This is a genomic window from Aquimarina sp. AU474, assembly GCF_900312815.1.
Taxonomy (GTDB): Bacteria; Bacteroidota; Bacteroidia; order Flavobacteriales; family Flavobacteriaceae; genus Aquimarina.
Window position 1 is genome coordinate 50,955 of sequence record NZ_OMPE01000009.1, and the last position, 15,281, is coordinate 66,235.

At 30.6% G+C, this 15,281-nt stretch carries 16 protein-coding genes; 11 read left to right on the top strand and 5 right to left on the bottom strand.

The annotated features are described in order from the left end of the window. Position 1 precedes the first annotated feature (1 nt). The 9 genes from DK508_RS13950 (at position 2) to DK508_RS13990 (ending at position 7,930) form a co-directional block, all read left to right on the top strand. The gene (locus tag DK508_RS13950) at positions 2-1,249 is read left to right on the top strand and encodes a glycosyl hydrolase family 18 protein (protein WP_109301407.1); all 1,248 of its coding nucleotides are present in this window, start codon (positions 2-4) and stop codon (positions 1,247-1,249) included. A 67-nt stretch (positions 1,250-1,316) separates the two neighbouring features. Then, the gene (locus DK508_RS13955; RefSeq protein ID WP_109301408.1) at positions 1,317-2,030 is read left to right on the top strand and encodes a CPBP family intramembrane glutamic endopeptidase; all 714 of its coding nucleotides are present in this window, start codon (positions 1,317-1,319) and stop codon (positions 2,028-2,030) included. Positions 2,031-2,208: 178 nt separating this feature from the next. Continuing rightward, positions 2,209-3,012 carry a helix-turn-helix transcriptional regulator gene (locus DK508_RS13960; protein ID WP_109301409.1) on the top strand — a complete coding sequence of 268 codons (804 nt, stop codon included), beginning with the start codon at positions 2,209-2,211 and terminating at the stop codon, positions 3,010-3,012. Positions 3,013-3,084: 72 nt separating this feature from the next. Next, positions 3,085-4,164 carry a serine hydrolase gene (locus DK508_RS13965; protein ID WP_109301410.1) on the top strand — a complete coding sequence of 360 codons (1,080 nt, stop codon included), beginning with the start codon at positions 3,085-3,087 and terminating at the stop codon, positions 4,162-4,164. Positions 4,165-4,199: 35 nt separating this feature from the next. Continuing rightward, positions 4,200-4,616 carry a VOC family protein gene (locus DK508_RS13970; RefSeq protein ID WP_109301411.1) on the top strand — a complete coding sequence of 139 codons (417 nt, stop codon included), beginning with the start codon at positions 4,200-4,202 and terminating at the stop codon, positions 4,614-4,616. 89 nt (positions 4,617-4,705) lie between these two features. After that, entirely contained in the window at positions 4,706-5,230 is a 525-nt protein-coding gene (locus DK508_RS13975) for a DinB family protein (RefSeq protein ID WP_109301412.1), read from the top strand. 166 nt (positions 5,231-5,396) lie between these two features. Beyond that, positions 5,397-6,173, top strand: a complete 777-nt coding sequence (locus tag DK508_RS13980; RefSeq protein WP_109301413.1) for a DUF6090 family protein — start codon at positions 5,397-5,399, stop codon at positions 6,171-6,173. Between the two features lie 113 nt (positions 6,174-6,286). Then, positions 6,287-7,138, top strand: coding sequence for an AraC family transcriptional regulator (locus tag DK508_RS13985; protein ID WP_160114718.1), 852 nt, complete (start codon positions 6,287-6,289; stop codon positions 7,136-7,138). Positions 7,139-7,207: 69 nt separating this feature from the next. Continuing rightward, complete coding sequence (locus DK508_RS13990) at positions 7,208-7,930, top strand: metallophosphoesterase (protein WP_109301415.1); 723 nt, start codon at positions 7,208-7,210, stop codon at positions 7,928-7,930. 253 nt (positions 7,931-8,183) lie between these two features. Here the strand turns inward: DK508_RS13990 and DK508_RS14000 are convergent, their stop codons facing one another. The 5 genes from DK508_RS14000 to DK508_RS21480 form a co-directional block, all read right to left on the bottom strand. After that, on the bottom strand, positions 8,184-9,977 hold the full coding sequence (locus DK508_RS14000; protein ID WP_109301417.1) for an alpha/beta hydrolase: 1,794 nt from the start codon (positions 9,975-9,977) through the stop codon (positions 8,184-8,186). An 89-nt stretch (positions 9,978-10,066) separates the two neighbouring features. Beyond that, positions 10,067-11,194, bottom strand: coding sequence for an AraC family transcriptional regulator (locus DK508_RS14005; protein WP_109301418.1), 1,128 nt, complete (start codon positions 11,192-11,194; stop codon positions 10,067-10,069). A gap of 152 nt (positions 11,195-11,346) precedes the next feature. After that, positions 11,347-12,024, bottom strand: coding sequence for a class I SAM-dependent methyltransferase (locus tag DK508_RS14010; protein WP_109301419.1), 678 nt, complete (start codon positions 12,022-12,024; stop codon positions 11,347-11,349). A gap of 7 nt (positions 12,025-12,031) precedes the next feature. Then, positions 12,032-12,895, bottom strand: coding sequence for a helix-turn-helix domain-containing protein (locus tag DK508_RS14015; protein ID WP_109301420.1), 864 nt, complete (start codon positions 12,893-12,895; stop codon positions 12,032-12,034). Positions 12,896-12,993: 98 nt separating this feature from the next. Then, a complete protein-coding gene (locus DK508_RS21480) occupies positions 12,994-13,710 on the bottom strand; it encodes a putative quinol monooxygenase (protein WP_109301421.1) in 717 nt (238 codons plus the stop codon). Positions 13,711-13,785: 75 nt separating this feature from the next. Between DK508_RS21480 and DK508_RS14025 the strand changes: the two genes are divergently transcribed. Continuing rightward, complete coding sequence (locus DK508_RS14025; protein WP_109301422.1) at positions 13,786-14,085, top strand: hypothetical protein; 300 nt, start codon at positions 13,786-13,788, stop codon at positions 14,083-14,085. A 201-nt stretch (positions 14,086-14,286) separates the two neighbouring features. Beyond that, the gene (locus DK508_RS14030) at positions 14,287-15,177 is read left to right on the top strand and encodes a hypothetical protein (protein ID WP_109301423.1); all 891 of its coding nucleotides are present in this window, start codon (positions 14,287-14,289) and stop codon (positions 15,175-15,177) included. Positions 15,178-15,281 lie beyond the last annotated feature (104 nt).

Genomic DNA, 15,281 nt, shown 5'->3' on the forward strand with positions numbered 1-15,281 from the left:
AATGAAGATATTAATCAACATACTTGTCTTATATATCGTATGTATAGGATGTCGCAGTGACATTAAGGATAAAAATTCGACTATCATTTCGGGCAAAATTAAATCCATTAGCAAACGCCATTTAGATGATAAGACACTAAAAGATGCTAATTACACAACCGAGGAACACTGGGATAGTGTAAGTAGTATTTCTAACAAAAAAGTAATGTATAAAGAAGGAAAACTTGATAGTCGTTATAAAACATTTGGGTGGCACCCGTATTATAATGGATCTTCTTATAAAACGTATAATTTCTCCATGTTATGGGGAGTTTCTTATCACTCGTATAGTATACAGCCCAAAACAGGTAGTTACAAAAATATTCATCAATGGAAAACCACTGCTCTGGTGGATAGTGCCAAAGTGCACAACTGTAAAGTCTTTCTTTCTATTACTAATTTTGGCAAAGCAAATAATACTGTTTTCCTAAAAAATATAGAAGCACAAAACACATTAATAGATAGCGTATCAAATTTATTAGCTTATAGGGGAGCAAATGGTATTAATATTGATTTTGAAGGAGTTCCCGAAAAGTCGAAAATAGAGTTTTCAAAGTTTATCATACGTACTTCAGAAAGATTAAAAAAAATCGATCCATCTTATATGGTTTCATTATCGCTATATGCTATTGATTGGAATAATATATTCGACATTAACGCTATAGATTCACATATAGATTTCTATACTCTAATGGGTTATGATTACTATGGCGGTTTTAGTAAAATCGCTGGACCTGTAACGCCTTTTACAAATAGTAAAAAATTTGGAAATGGGCTCGTTACCTCAATTACTCATTACAAAAACAAAGGAGTCGTTCCTAAAAAACTAATTGTCGGCCTTCCTTACTATGGGGCAGAATGGTATACAAGTAGTGACAAAATAGGTGCCAATGTCGTTAAATTTAAATCTCATCCGCCATACAAATCAATAAGAAAAATTGATATTGATTCTTTAGGTATTCCCTTACAATTCGACACCAATAGTTCTTCCAGCTATATGACCATAAAAGATAGCAGCAATATCTTTAGACAACTCTATTTTGAAGATGTAAAATCGCTATCAATCAAATATGATTGGATAAAAAACAATAATATTGGCGGTGTTGGGGTTTGGTGCCTGGGATATGATAATGGGTATGCCGAACTCTGGGATTTATTAACCGAAAAATTTTCGGAAAAACAAAATACAACTCTGTATAATAATAAATAAAACTAAAATTGTAACCATTTATCAATAATCATAGTCATATGATTACCGAACAATTATAGGTAATTGTATGACTAGTGAACAAAAAGAGATTTCTCCATACTTAAGAAAACCAACTAATCAAAGAGGGTTTTTATTTGACCTAATTATTTACATATCGATAATGTTTTTAATACGGGAAATATACTTCCCGAAAGTGGGTTTTATTGTAAATGGGCTTTTTTGGTCTTTCTCAACATTAATCATAGCTACTTGGAGAATGAGAGTCCGAAATATATCATGGAAAGATATTGGACTACGTAAGCCTGAGAATATCAAAAGAACCTTATTAATCTCTATCGGTATCTTAGTGGTCACCGTGTTATCAATAATGTTTTTTCATATTATTAAAGACTATCTTCCTTTTTCTATAATACAAGATAATTACTCTCATAATTCTGCTTCCAAATTCGGAGATTTAAAAGGAAATTGGCTACTCTTTTTCACCATTATACCAGCCGTATTAGTGGAGTCTATGTTAGAAGAGCTATTAGACAGAGGTTTTTTAATAAATTGGTTAGAACGTCTTTTTTCATCTACAACATTTGCAACAGCAATTGCCGTTATATTACAAGCAATAATTTTTGGTTTCAGGCATTCTAATGATCTATCCGTAAGATCCATAACAGTAGGGCTTATTGGTCTAGTGATGGGGATAGGATATGTGAAATTTGGGCGAAATTTATGGCCATTAATTATCGCACATTGTACCTTAAATACTATGTCAATGATTGATAGAGTTTAATTACTTTACTAAAATAAAAATAACACACCAAATACTTACTTTAAAGAACGGAGCGAATAAATATGTATAAACTAAATTGAATTTCATAAATTTAAATACCGTTGTTAATCAAAAAAATGTGCATGCAAATTCACTACTTTTCATAAATAATACTCTTATGAGTAATTAAAATAAACACATGAAAATATTGACAAAAGGCAAATATTACGGTTCGATGAAATCCGAACATAATTTGAATGGGGTTATTCTTTCTGAGTATGATTATCTGATACCCAAAACAGATTGGCATTTTCATGAAAATCCATACCTAATGTATCTTTTACAAGGTGATTTGTATGATGTTAATAAGAAACAAAAAACGATTTGCCCACCAGGTAGTTTATTGCTTCATAACTGGCAAGAACCTCATTATAACTCAAAAGAATCTACTCATGCTAGAGGTTTTCATATTGAATTTGAAAGAGATTGGTTTAAAAACAAGCAACTGGATGTTGCCCTTTGGGAAGGAAGTAAAATGATTGAAAACCCCAAGATCCATCACATCCTAGCCAAATTATATTCTGAGTTCAAATTTCAAGATACTTTTTCTGAAGTTTCAATAGATGTATTATTATTTCAAATATGTGAAAACATTGAATCTGTTCAAACTATTAAAAGTAATAACGCCCCCCCTTGGATAAATTCTTTAAAAGAAATACTTCATCAAGACAATGAAAATCTGAGTTTAGAGTACCTTTCTAATCAATTAGATGTACACCCTGCACATATATCTAGGGCAGTTCCTAAATATTTGTCGACTACATTAGGAGATTATATTCGTCAACAAAAAATTAAAAAGGCAATTCATTTAATTATAAACTCGAATCAATCATTTCTCGATATTACTTTTAATTGCGGATTTTCTGATCAAAGTCACTTTATACGAACTTTCAAAACATATATGGGAATAACACCAAAGCAGTATAGAAATAAAATTATTTGATGTTAATTTCTTTCTATTTTTTTATTGTTGGATTCTCTAGGTTTGAATACATAAACTATTAAATATTTTTCGATGAAATATTATCTATTAATTATCTCTTGTATTTTTTATTCATTACAATTAAGTGCTCAACTCAATTTTTCAGAAGTAAATCAATTTCAAAGTTCTTTATTAAAATCGATGGATAGTATTGTTTCTTCGGGAAAATATGAACAAATTACTAGCATCCTGATTGCTAAAAATGGCACAGTACTTTTTGAAAAATACTACAACAATAATAACATTAACTCCAAACACAACACCCGTTCTACCACTAAAACCATGGCGACTTTGTTAACGGGAATTGCGATAAAAAAAGGATTTGTGAAATCCGAAAAAGATAAAATATTTAAGTATCTACAATATAAAATCCCTGTAAAAAATCCTGACAAAAGAAAAGAAGAGATTAGTATAGAAGATTTACTTACAATGAGCTCTGTATTGGAGTGCAATGATAACAATCGTTATTCTAGGGGTAATGAAGAACGCATGTACAGTATCGAAGATTGGACCAAGTTTTATTTGGATCTCCCCATTCGTTCTTACCCTTGGGAACCTAAACCAGAGGATCAACCTTATGGTCGTGCTTTTAGTTATTGTACCGCAGGGGCTTCAGCTATGGCAGAAATTTTACAATCGGCAATTAAAGGTGATCTCGTTGAATTTGCAAAAACACACCTTTTTAAACCTCTCGAAATCGAAGATTACACATTGCATTATACACCTCATAATATATTAAATACTGCTGGTGGAAGTGAATATAGAAGTAGAGATTTACTAAAATTAGGGCAATTATGTTTAAATAATGGAATCTGGAATAAACAACAAATAATCCCTAAATCTTGGCTATCTAAGGCAACAACTCCAAAAGCTAATGCTAGAGAAGGTGTTAATTATGGGTATTTATTTTGGCTTAAAAGTTTTGGAAGCAAAAAAAAGTATAAGTCGTACTATATGTCAGGAAATGGAGGACAAAAAGTTGTTGTTGTTTCTGATCTAGGTTTGGCTGCAGTAATAACAACTACTAATTATAACAATCGTAATGCACATCCTTATACTGATGAAATTATGAATCAATATATTGTTCCGGCTATTGAAAAATCTAAGAAATAAAAAAAAACTTTCTTCAACAACGTATCTAAAAAATAATGAAACAAAAAATAGCACATATTGCGTTAGTGGTTAAAGAATATGATGAAGCTATCGATTTTTATATTAATAAACTGGATTTTATACTTCTTGAAGATACCAAAATTGACATCAATAAACGATGGGTAATGGTTGCTCCCCCAGGAGCAAAAGAATGTAGTTTACTACTTGCAAAAGCAGCTAATAATGAGCAGTCCAAAAGTATAGGGAATCAAACTGGAGGCAGGGTGTTTTTATTTCTTTATACTGATGATTTTTGGAGAGATTACCATAAAATGATTGATAGAAAAATAAATTTTGTGAGGCCTCCTACAGAATATGAATACGGCATGGTGGCTGTATTTGAAGATTTGTACGGAAACATGTGGGATTTGATTGAGCCAAAAGAAAATAACAAAGGACTGATAAAAGAATAAACAGGTAACACCACATATAAAACTATCTTTACCTGTAATATTACACTTCTCTTCATTAAGATTATGGTACATCTAAAAACTCATTACCAATGAAATTCAACTTAAATAAATCAATTGAAATATTAGAACGAACACCAATCACTTTAGAATCTATGTTACGTGATTTATCAAGTGACTGGGTAAAATCAAATGAAGGTGAAAATACATGGAGTCCTTATGATATTTTAGGACATCTAATATTTGGAGAAAAAACAGATTGGATGGTTAGAGCAACAATAATTCTGAATCAATCTGAAGATAGGATGTTCCAACCATTTGATCGATTCGCTCAATTAAAAGAAAAACAAGATAAAACGATTGTAGATTTAATTACCGAATTTAAAAAATTAAGAAAAAATAACCTTATCGAGCTAAAATCTCTAAATCTTACCCACGAAGATTTTGAACGTAAAGGAATACATCCCGAATTAGGTGAAGTAACACTTGAACAATTAATATCAACTTGGGTTGTACACGACTTGGGGCACATAGCTCAAATTTCAAGAGTTATGGCTAAGCAGTATAAGACTAATGTTGGGCCTTGGGAAGCATATCTAGGAATATTACACAAATAAAAAAAACCAAAAACAATTAATTCTCATAAAATTAGACAACCTCGTATTCCCAAAGGAAAACTTAAAGATTTTTCTAAGGTTAGATTTCCTTTTCCTATTTTAGTTGCTCAAACCAAGCGACTAATCATGTAGCAAAGGTTAACACTCATTATGATCCACATACCCAATGATAAAAATCTTTAGGAAAATTAGGCAAAACGCATTAGCAAAGAATAAGTTTAGTAAATACATTTTTTATGCCGTTGGGGAGATTGTTCTTGTCGTTATTGGTATTTTAATAGCGCTTCAGCTAAACAGCCAAAAAGCAAAAGCCGATCAGAATCAAAAGCAACGCAATTATCTAGCCTTAATTAAAGGAGAAATGAAAAACAATCTCGTTGCATTATCAAATGAAAAAAAAGACCTAGGAACCATCATTGCCGATACCCGAACAATCCTAAATCTTATGGATTCAGATTCGGCGATTGTTGCACTCGATGAGAGTAAGTTATCTGATCTCCTATTCATGCCAATCACAAGAGCCATAAGCATGAACTATGAGAATGGCGCCTTTATAGAGCTCATATCCTCTGGTGGTTTAAAAGATATTCAAAATGATAGTATTCGTGGTGTTTTGAGATCATGGGAAAGTAAATTAACTACCGTACAAGATCAAGAAAGGGCGGTTAAAAAATCACTTAATAAAACAATCAATCACATACAAGCTGATGGATACTATAAAGTAGTATTTGATGATATCGGTTTATCTGAGGAATTAGGGGTTAATAACTCATCAAGAACATCATCAAATAAACACTTATTAAAATCTAAAAAATTAGAGAACATCTTGTTAAATTATCTAGGTGTAGCCGATCAACTTTATGAAAAAACCTACCCTAATTTTGAGAGTGATATGAATTCTCTGATTAAATTGATAAATCAAGAATTGAATGATAAAGAATAGTAAATACTATACTTTTGTACGTAGTAATGAATAGCCAAAGTATAAGGCTTAATAACGTTTAATAATATAAACATTTTTGAACTTAAATATAGAATGCCCTTATTTAAATGTGTATGATAAAACTTGAAGAAATAACAACAATTCCTACTTTTTCAAATCAGTTGGATAATAAGATGTTGTATTCGAATCATTCAAATGATATTTCTATATCATATACATCAACGTATACATTAAAATATGTTATTGAGGGAACAAAAAGCTATCACTACAACAATCAAGATATTGAGGTCTCAAAAAATCAATATTTAATTTTAAATAATGACAGTAAAATTACTACAGAAGCAAAAAAAGGAACAAAAGGACTATCCTTCTTCCTGTCTCCCAAATTAATTAATGAAATTAATAGCTATCATACCAACGGCAATTCTTCTTTTAAATTTATTGAAGTAACTCAAAAAAAATCAAATAATAAAATACATAATTTACTACATAAAATTGCTTACCTATATGAGCATGACCAACTTATTTTCAAACAACAAATCGATAATTTGTTCATTCAGATTTCTGAACTAATTGTTCAAGAACAAACAAATATCGATGCCAATTTTAAAAAACTAAAAGTAGTCAAACATAATACCAAAAAAGAGCTATATAAATTAGTAACAGAAGCTAAAGAATATATAAATGACAACCTTAATGAAGATATTTCTCTTGATATAATTAGTAGAGATATTGGGATTAGCAAATATTATTTACATCGACTATTTACTGAAATTAATGGGAAAACTCCTCTAAGTTATCTTACAACTGTGCGCTTAGAAAAAGCAATAACAAAACTTCGATATTCGAAAAATTCTATTTTTGATATTGCTATTGCTTGTGGTTTTGATAACGTTTCTTACTTCTCGAATATATTTAAAAGACATACAGGATTTTCTCCTACTCAATTCAGAAAAAATTTATAAAATCCGCAAGATTTTGTAAATCCATCATAAAACTCAACATTATTTTTGTTCTTGATAGAATCAAAATAAATGATTGAAACAATAGCTCATATTACAGACTTACATTTGGATGAATCGTATCCTTTTAACAATTCTGTTTCTGCAAGAAAACGATTTGACCTTATTTTAAAAGATATTGAAGCCAAAAACATAACTCAAATTATATGCACTGGAGATATTGGAGAAAATAAAGGGGTTCAATATTTTTTCAAAAAACTTAAAACAAAAACTTTATCCCTTGCACTAGGTAATCATGACAAGTTTATTGAAATTTTAAAATATTACAATCACGGAGCGGATTATCATTCACAAAAAATCTATAATAGCGTTCTAAAAAAGCACCATAAATTCATTTTCTTAGATTCTTCTGAAGGGATCATTGACAATCGGCAGTTAATTTGGCTAAAAAAAGAACTCAAATACCCTAAACCTATACTTATTTTTATTCATCATCCTATCCTTGGTCTTAATTTAAAAGTTGATGAAATCGGTAAGCTTAAGAACAGAGATAAAGTACTCTCAATGTTAACAAAAACTACAAATAAGATAACAATTTATTGTGGCCACTATCACACAGAAAGTTCTTTAATTCATAAGAATATAACTCAACATATTACTCCGGCTATTGCGTTTCAAGTTAAAAAAAGTTCTAAAAAAATAGAAATAGAAACTACTACTTCGGGTTACAGAATTATCCAAATAAATAAACAAGATATATCATCAAAAATTCAACTACTTCGCAATGCAGACTAAAAAACAATCGTTGCTAGAAAGTTTGGCTAATGTGAGCATTGGTTTTTTTATTACTATGATTTCATTACACATCATATTTCCGATATTAGGTATAGAAAATCACTCTGGAAAAAATATAGTAATAACATTATACTTAACCGCTTTGAGTATTTTGAGAAATTATGTCCTAAGACGATACTTTAACAGGAAACAAAGGTGAAATTAGAATCTAAACAACATAGTATTAAAATACCTCATCTATAATCTATAAAAATTAGTCATCACCTTGACCGGTTATATATCCTCTAGCAATTAGATACTTATCTCTAATAACATTCAACTTTTCACGAGCGTTTTTATCCCTAAAAAAATGTCCAACTCCCTCAAAAACTTGAAATTGAAAATCGTTCTTATGGGTTTCCATGGACGTCTTAAATTGAAAAAATTCATAAATGGGAGCCAAATAATCTTCTGTAGTATGAAATGAAAGAAAAGGCGGTAAACCTGTTTTTACATTTTGAAGTAACGATATAGATGTAGCATGCCCTCTAGAAACCCCATCAAACCAACCATCTCCTTTGGTCAAATCATAACTAGAGGATTGAGTAATCACTAGATTTGGTATAGAACTGAAATCTTTGTTATCTTCTGAAACGAAATCATTAATTATTGCAGTCGAAGCTGCCAAATGAGCCCCTGCCGAAAAACCTGCTGCCACAATTTTATCCGGATTTATGCCTAATACCGAAGCCTGTGATCTCACCCATCGTATTGCCGATTTTGCATCTTCTAAACTTTTCTGAATATCGTTTCCATAAACATCAATTAACCTGTACTCAAATGAAATAGCAACCATCCCTTTCTCAGACATTCTTTTACAAGTGTTATATCCAGATTCTGCCATACCCAAACTCCAACCCCCTCCGTGAAAATAAATATAAACAGGACTAGCATTATCTTTTTGATGTTCTTTTGGATAGAAAATATGAGCGTCAAGATTAGTATCATTCACTTGTTTATATTTTCTAATATCGTTAGGTTCCTTCCTTAGTTCACTTGATTTCTGATACTGTTTTTTGATTTTTGATACTAATTTTATGTTCTTGTTAGATTTTTCAAGATCGTCCAAAATACCTTTCCAATGTTTAGAGCTATAGTTTATAGCACATATTTTAAAATGTTGTTCAAACAAATAGTCCTTAATCTCATCATTTACTGAAAGGTTTTTAATTGTGTAATAACGTGCACGTATTTTTTCTGTTGGCAAATTATCATACCTTCTTTCTTTTAAATCGCCCGCAGACATCACCTCAACATATTTATCGAGATAAGTAACATACTTTTCATCGTTTAGAAACTGAAACTTATTCAACCCTTCAGACATTTCATTAAGGTAGTTCTTAGGTAAATTAGCCTTTTTACCGGTTACAATTTCATGACCCGATGGATACAGAAGTTGATAATATTTATAGAGGTAATTAATGTTAGCCATACAACGTTCTTTAAACTCTGAAGGAACATTTTCATAACCATTAATGAACGTATGATACTGTCTTATATTAGATTCTTTTAAAGAATCCAATTGCTTTCTAAAATTAATTTCATCCAAGGCATATATACTAGCCAGGTTTTCTTGAACATAATGTTCTGATATATCCAATTCTTCCTTTTGTTGTAGAAAATAGTTGTTCAAATGAGCATTAGAGCCATTTATACGTATTACAGAATCTAGGGTTACTGATATACTATCATTGGGGCTTAAATAAAGTGGTATTGTTCTATCCCCAAATATTATCCTTTGAAAGTTAGGTTTATCGACCTCTATTTCAAATCTAAAATCCCCTTCTTTATCAATGATCGTAGCAATCCCTGAAGTATCGGTGGCCACGGACCATTCGTTTTGTATTGGGATTGGCTTATTTGTCAATCGAATTTTGTTGTAATGCGATGAACTCACATTACCGGTAATAATCACTCTGTTTTCTTTTGTTGTTGTTGATTCGTAACAACCAGAAACAAATACTAAGAGTACTAGAACTAATCCTTTAATTATTATTCTGTTCGTCATAACATAAACTTGATTGATGTACTATCTTTTTTGGAGAAACAAAAAAAAGAGAAATCCATAAACCAATCGCTCCAATTTATAATATGACACTACATTTTTTTAAGTTCTTCTTTGTATGCTATAGGCGTTTTACCCTTTGCTTTTTTAAATACTCTATTAAATGTTGTTTTAGAGCTAAACCCACAATCAAATGCTATTCCTAATAAGGTGATTTTGTTATACTGGGTATCGCTCAACTTTTGAGTTACTGCATCAATCCTATATTCATTCACAAAATCTGAAAAGCTCTTTTGCAATCCTTCATTAATGATACGAGAAACATTGTTTGGATGAAGACTTAATTCCTTAGCCAAAATACCAAGGGTTAATTCAGAATTTAAATAAAATAGATTTGTTTCCATTTGTTCCTTTAGCCATTTTGCCTGTTCTATTATTTCATTAGAGCGAACGACATCTTTTCGTAGCGATTTTCGTAACGAATCTAATAAAATAACCTCGGGACGTAAAAAACCCTCGGCACTTATCCATATGGTGATTATGGCCATTAAAATATAGAGTGGATAATAATGTCGTACTCCCAAACCATAATCAAAAACAACATAATCAACAATGGTATATGGAACCCATAACAGCCACAGGATAGAAAAAATACTGATTAATCTATATAACCAATTTAGATTGTAACCATGGCTATTACTGTAATTATTATTTATCCAGATGTGATAATTCCGAATAGCCTTTAACGAGTATAAACTATAGAGAACTACAGAGATTATTGAAGCTAATTGCAATAATGGACTGAAAATAAAGAAAGTGGCTGTCTCATAATTAGGTATACCTTTTTTTATGCTTTCAAATCCTTGCACTATTGAGACAATTACTTCAATCAATACCGGAGTAAAATGGAATAAGTATTTTTTTTTGAATTTAAAACTTTGATCCGTAATGTATTTGGTATAATAAAATATACAAGGACCAAGAGCCAATGAATATTGAAATGGTATTAAATTTAAAGACGGAAAAGACTCATAGAGTTTAAAATCTATTCCTAATACCCAACAATTCCACAGCGCGATAATGATCGGTATGCATCCTAAAAATCGATTCCCTTTACGGTTTATTCTCTTTACTAAAATTAATAGTAATCCAAAGGTGAGACCAATGATTAAAGAGGAAAAAATTATGAAATTAAAAATATTGATTGGTAATTCGATCATAAGATAACTAGAACTAACTCTTAGTAAAATTACATAATTAGTTTGGGTAAACACCAAATTAACATCATGACAAACAACAACATACTTATTTGGTCATAAACGGATCTATGTAGTAATTAAATAAAATACAGAGGTATTAACATCACTGTCTTTTAAAAAAATTTATAAAGCGTAGTAACTATTACCTCTTTATCATCATTTATGAGAACAGACAATAATTGTTTTTCTTCTTTTACTTTTAAGCTAAATGGCGGAGCTACTACATCTAAACCACTTTGTTTTTTTAGTCTAATTCCTTGCCCCGAAATAATATCTTTATTGGGTATAAAATCTCCTTCTGGCATATGTTCTGTTATAATCACATATTTAAAATCACTTAACTTTTTTAATATACTTTGTACTTCCGTATTTGATAAATGTTGTAGCACTTGCCTTAATACGGCACAATCTCCAGAAGGTAAATTATCTACAGCAATATCCAAACAACGAAATTCTAAGTTTTCTACTTTAAATTTTTCTTTATTATAATCTATAAGATCTGTTACAATATCTACAGCTATATATTTTTTGGTATGTTGCACCAGTTCTTTCCCAACATTAAAATCTCCACAACCTAAATCACATACTGTAAGAGGCTTTTTAAAAGACATTAAAAACGATGTTAAAACATCTACATATGGATTTACCATCTCGGGATGATGTGAGCCTGTTCCTGAATAAAATTTGGATGTATTACCTCCCCAAAGTTTTTTTTCGTAAACCTGTTCCATAGCCTCTTTAGTGGGCCAAGGCTTTTTTACTCTTTTATTTTCATTTTCTTTCTTCTTCATAAATAGCTTATCCTTTTTCTAACTTAGCAAAACCTACTGTTTTTCTATAAGTATCAGGTGATACACCAACTTTTTTCTTAAAAAATCGACTAAAATAAAACTCATCCTCATATCCAAGGGCAGCAGCTATTTGCTTTACAGGCTTGGAGGTTAAATAAAGTTCTCGCTTGGCTTCTATTACAATTCTATTGGTAATTAAAGATGTTGGAGTTTGATTAAGATATTTTTTTACGATTCCGGCAAGTGTTTTGGAACTCACACATAACATATCGGCGTATTCTTGTGGTGAGTGTATCCTAAAATAATTACTCTCGATTGTATCTACGAGATGTTGTAAGACTTCTGATTTTCTATTTGTGGACTTCGGCACGGTATCCTTGTCGAATTTCTTCTTTTGTCTCACAGATTCTATAAGAAAAACTTTCAGAAACGCTACAAGAACTTCATGTTGAGCAATAGATTCTCTATTCATTTCTCTAGAAATTTGATCTATTAAGTTAGAAAACAATTCTTCCTCGAATATTTTAAAAAAAGGACGAGAATGGAAATTACCAAAAAGAACACCTTCTGTTTCAATTTCATTCTGATGCCTATAGGTACAAAAAAAATCTGGATGAAAATTTAATAAAAAACCAGAGCATTCTTCTTCTGACGCTAGCATAAATGGTTGATAAGGAGATAGGCAGATCATGTGATGCTCTTTGAGTTGATATTCTGAAAAATCTACCACCAACTTAGATAGGTTACTTCTTAGTAATATAAGAGAGTAGTAATTTTTTCGCTGTAAATGATCAAACTGATTAAGCCCATTAAACTGCTCTAATCTAAATGCTAATTCTCCATTTTGCTTATCAATAATAATCTGTGTCATAGGTCGAGTATTGTAAGTATATCTTTCTTAAAATAATTTAGAATTCAGAATTAAAAAAGAAAGGAGTGTTGCTGCACTCCTTTCTAAATGTAAAAAAATTATTTCGAAGCTAAAACATCTATTTTTTGTATAGCGGTTGTTTCAAAACCTTCGAGAATTGTTGGAGCATTTTCCATAAGAGCAGCAGCCACTTGTCCATTTAAGTGTTCATTTCTTCCTTTATCATTAGCAAATGTGTCGAATATTGCAAAGGTATTATCATCCAACTGGATTGCATACCAAGATATAGTTTTGGGTTCATCGTTTACCATTTCCTTTCCTGCTAATAGAAAATTTTCAACATCTGCTGATTTACCTTCTTTAGATTTCATGATCACAAGTAAACCTTTATGTTCCTCTCCATTAATTAATTTAGAAGCTAGCAAATTAAACGGTTGGATATTAGTGGTTACTTCAAAATGCTCTAATAGGCTGTCGGCATTTGCCAAAAGTGCTTTAGCTACCTCTCCAGATAAATGTGCCTGTCTTCCTTTCTCATTTTCAAAAGTGTCAAATATTCCAAATGTTCTATCGTCTATCTGAAATGCAAACCAAGATTCTGTTTGTAACTCTTGGTTAACTAATGCCAACCCACCAATTAGAAAATCTTTAACTTCTTGTTCTTTTCCCAATTTGGCTTTCATTGTTACTAATAATCCGATTTTTTCTTTTGTTGTCTCTTTCATGTTGTTGTTTTTAGATTTAGAAAATGTTTGAGTCGAAAGTCCTATAACTAATCCTAGGGCTGTTAACTGTAAAGGGATTTTTGTTTTCATCATTTCTTATGTTTTGTTACAGTGCAATTTTAGATAGAAATGAAAGACTGTGGAATGGATATTTATTACTAAGGCATGGACAATTTTCTCATTATCAAAACAACACTTAATTATAAAAAAATAAAAGAACTTCTGGGTACCTATCAAATGGCAAATCATTCTAAAGTCGTAGAAATAAGATTATTTGAAGACATTTTAATGGTATATTTTCCTGAAACACAAGGAACAGAAGTGCAAATAAAAGCGATTGATCAAGACAAATTTAAATCAACTGAGGCCAATATAGAACCTACATTTTTGCGCAACGACAAAGATGAAGTTATAGGTATTACGGCGAACCAGAACGGAATTACTAAATGGTTGAAAATAAAATAACACCTCATATTAAAATCCGATATCAAAAATGATTATAGTTCGAGGTTGAACCAGAATAACTAGATTTAATTTTTATGAAACTATAAAACTTGTTTTCTGCTTTACTTGCCATATATTTAACGCAACAGGACATTCAAAAATGTAAAAATGACTGCTAGCAAAAAAAGATTAATCTATTCGTTTTTAATTGCCTAATACTTTATGAAAAAAATACTCCTATTCTTATTATTTTTTGTTTTTGCTATATCGTTTGCTCAAAATGATAACATTTTTGAAAGATTACAAGCCATCAATACTACTGGATTGACTTTATACAACATCGATGGATATACAATAAGCAGTCAAACTTTAAACTATCCTTTTACTGAAAAAAGCTTAAAAAAAGTATATCGTAAATATGCTATAAAAAAAGATGAAACTAAAACTCAAGACGAGCAATTGAATTATAATAACTACTATGTAGGCAATGATAAAAAACTTACTGAGGATTTGGTTCAAAACAATTCACATTATTTTATAGAAAACCAAGAGAAACGAATTACAATTATTCAATTTAGTTCTATTAATAAAAGGAATAAAGAATTAGAACGAACAATTATCAATTCTATAATTCAAAAAAGAATACCAAAAGAAAATTATGCGTCAAAAAACATGGACAGTATCAATTTTGCTGGTAGAAAAATTAAATTAGGGATGAGTTGTAATTGGACCAATGTAAATGCAGTACAATGTCCTTATAAAGGAGAAATGAATTGGTCTGTACATAAGGGCTTAGAAGATGCGAAAAATACCATAGAACAACAATTAACGATAACAAAATCAAGAAAAAACGGAAAAGTAATTTCGGAAGAAACTGTAGAAATAGAATTTGAAGGAACACAAACTAAAGCCAAAAAAGTGATTTATGATTTTACAGGAATAACTTCTCTTTTGGCAAGTGCATCTGGAGGAAAAACATTGACCATTTACTACGTGGCTACTCAAGTGAGAAATAATTATGTTAGTTGTGTTTTGAGTTTTTGGAATAACGACACCGTAACAGAAAACGAACTTGCTCCATTGTTAGAAAAAGTAATGAAACTAAAAACATAAATCCCGATGTAGGCTTATTTATGTAAACGCTCATAGGTTTTTTATTCTGTTCGTATGTAGTACATTAGATGTTTATACACCTCAACTAAGCTTACAAAAATATA

What these genes read in the sequence shown, in the direction of transcription:
- DK508_RS13950 (WP_109301407.1), top strand. Translation starts at nt 2, where the DNA reads ATGAAGATATTAATCAACATACTTGTCTTATATATCGTATGTATAGGA.
- DK508_RS13955 (WP_109301408.1), top strand. Translation starts at nt 1,317, where the DNA reads ATGACTAGTGAACAAAAAGAGATTTCTCCATACTTAAGAAAACCAACT.
- DK508_RS13960 (WP_109301409.1), top strand. Translation starts at nt 2,209, where the DNA reads ATGAAAATATTGACAAAAGGCAAATATTACGGTTCGATGAAATCCGAA.
- DK508_RS13965 (WP_109301410.1), top strand. Translation starts at nt 3,085, where the DNA reads ATGAAATATTATCTATTAATTATCTCTTGTATTTTTTATTCATTACAA.
- DK508_RS13970 (WP_109301411.1), top strand. Translation starts at nt 4,200, where the DNA reads ATGAAACAAAAAATAGCACATATTGCGTTAGTGGTTAAAGAATATGAT.
- DK508_RS13975 (WP_109301412.1), top strand. Translation starts at nt 4,706, where the DNA reads ATGAAATTCAACTTAAATAAATCAATTGAAATATTAGAACGAACACCA.
- DK508_RS13980 (WP_109301413.1), top strand. Translation starts at nt 5,397, where the DNA reads ATGATAAAAATCTTTAGGAAAATTAGGCAAAACGCATTAGCAAAGAAT.
- DK508_RS13985 (WP_160114718.1), top strand. Translation starts at nt 6,287, where the DNA reads ATGATAAAACTTGAAGAAATAACAACAATTCCTACTTTTTCAAATCAG.
- DK508_RS13990 (WP_109301415.1), top strand. Translation starts at nt 7,208, where the DNA reads ATGATTGAAACAATAGCTCATATTACAGACTTACATTTGGATGAATCG.
- DK508_RS14000 (WP_109301417.1), bottom strand. Translation starts at nt 9,977, where the DNA reads ATGACGAACAGAATAATAATTAAAGGATTAGTTCTAGTACTCTTAGTA.
- DK508_RS14005 (WP_109301418.1), bottom strand. Translation starts at nt 11,194, where the DNA reads ATGATCGAATTACCAATCAATATTTTTAATTTCATAATTTTTTCCTCT.
- DK508_RS14010 (WP_109301419.1), bottom strand. Translation starts at nt 12,024, where the DNA reads ATGAAGAAGAAAGAAAATGAAAATAAAAGAGTAAAAAAGCCTTGGCCC.
- DK508_RS14015 (WP_109301420.1), bottom strand. Translation starts at nt 12,895, where the DNA reads ATGACACAGATTATTATTGATAAGCAAAATGGAGAATTAGCATTTAGA.
- DK508_RS21480 (WP_109301421.1), bottom strand. Translation starts at nt 13,710, where the DNA reads ATGAAAACAAAAATCCCTTTACAGTTAACAGCCCTAGGATTAGTTATA.
- DK508_RS14025 (WP_109301422.1), top strand. Translation starts at nt 13,786, where the DNA reads ATGGACAATTTTCTCATTATCAAAACAACACTTAATTATAAAAAAATA.
- DK508_RS14030 (WP_109301423.1), top strand. Translation starts at nt 14,287, where the DNA reads ATGAAAAAAATACTCCTATTCTTATTATTTTTTGTTTTTGCTATATCG.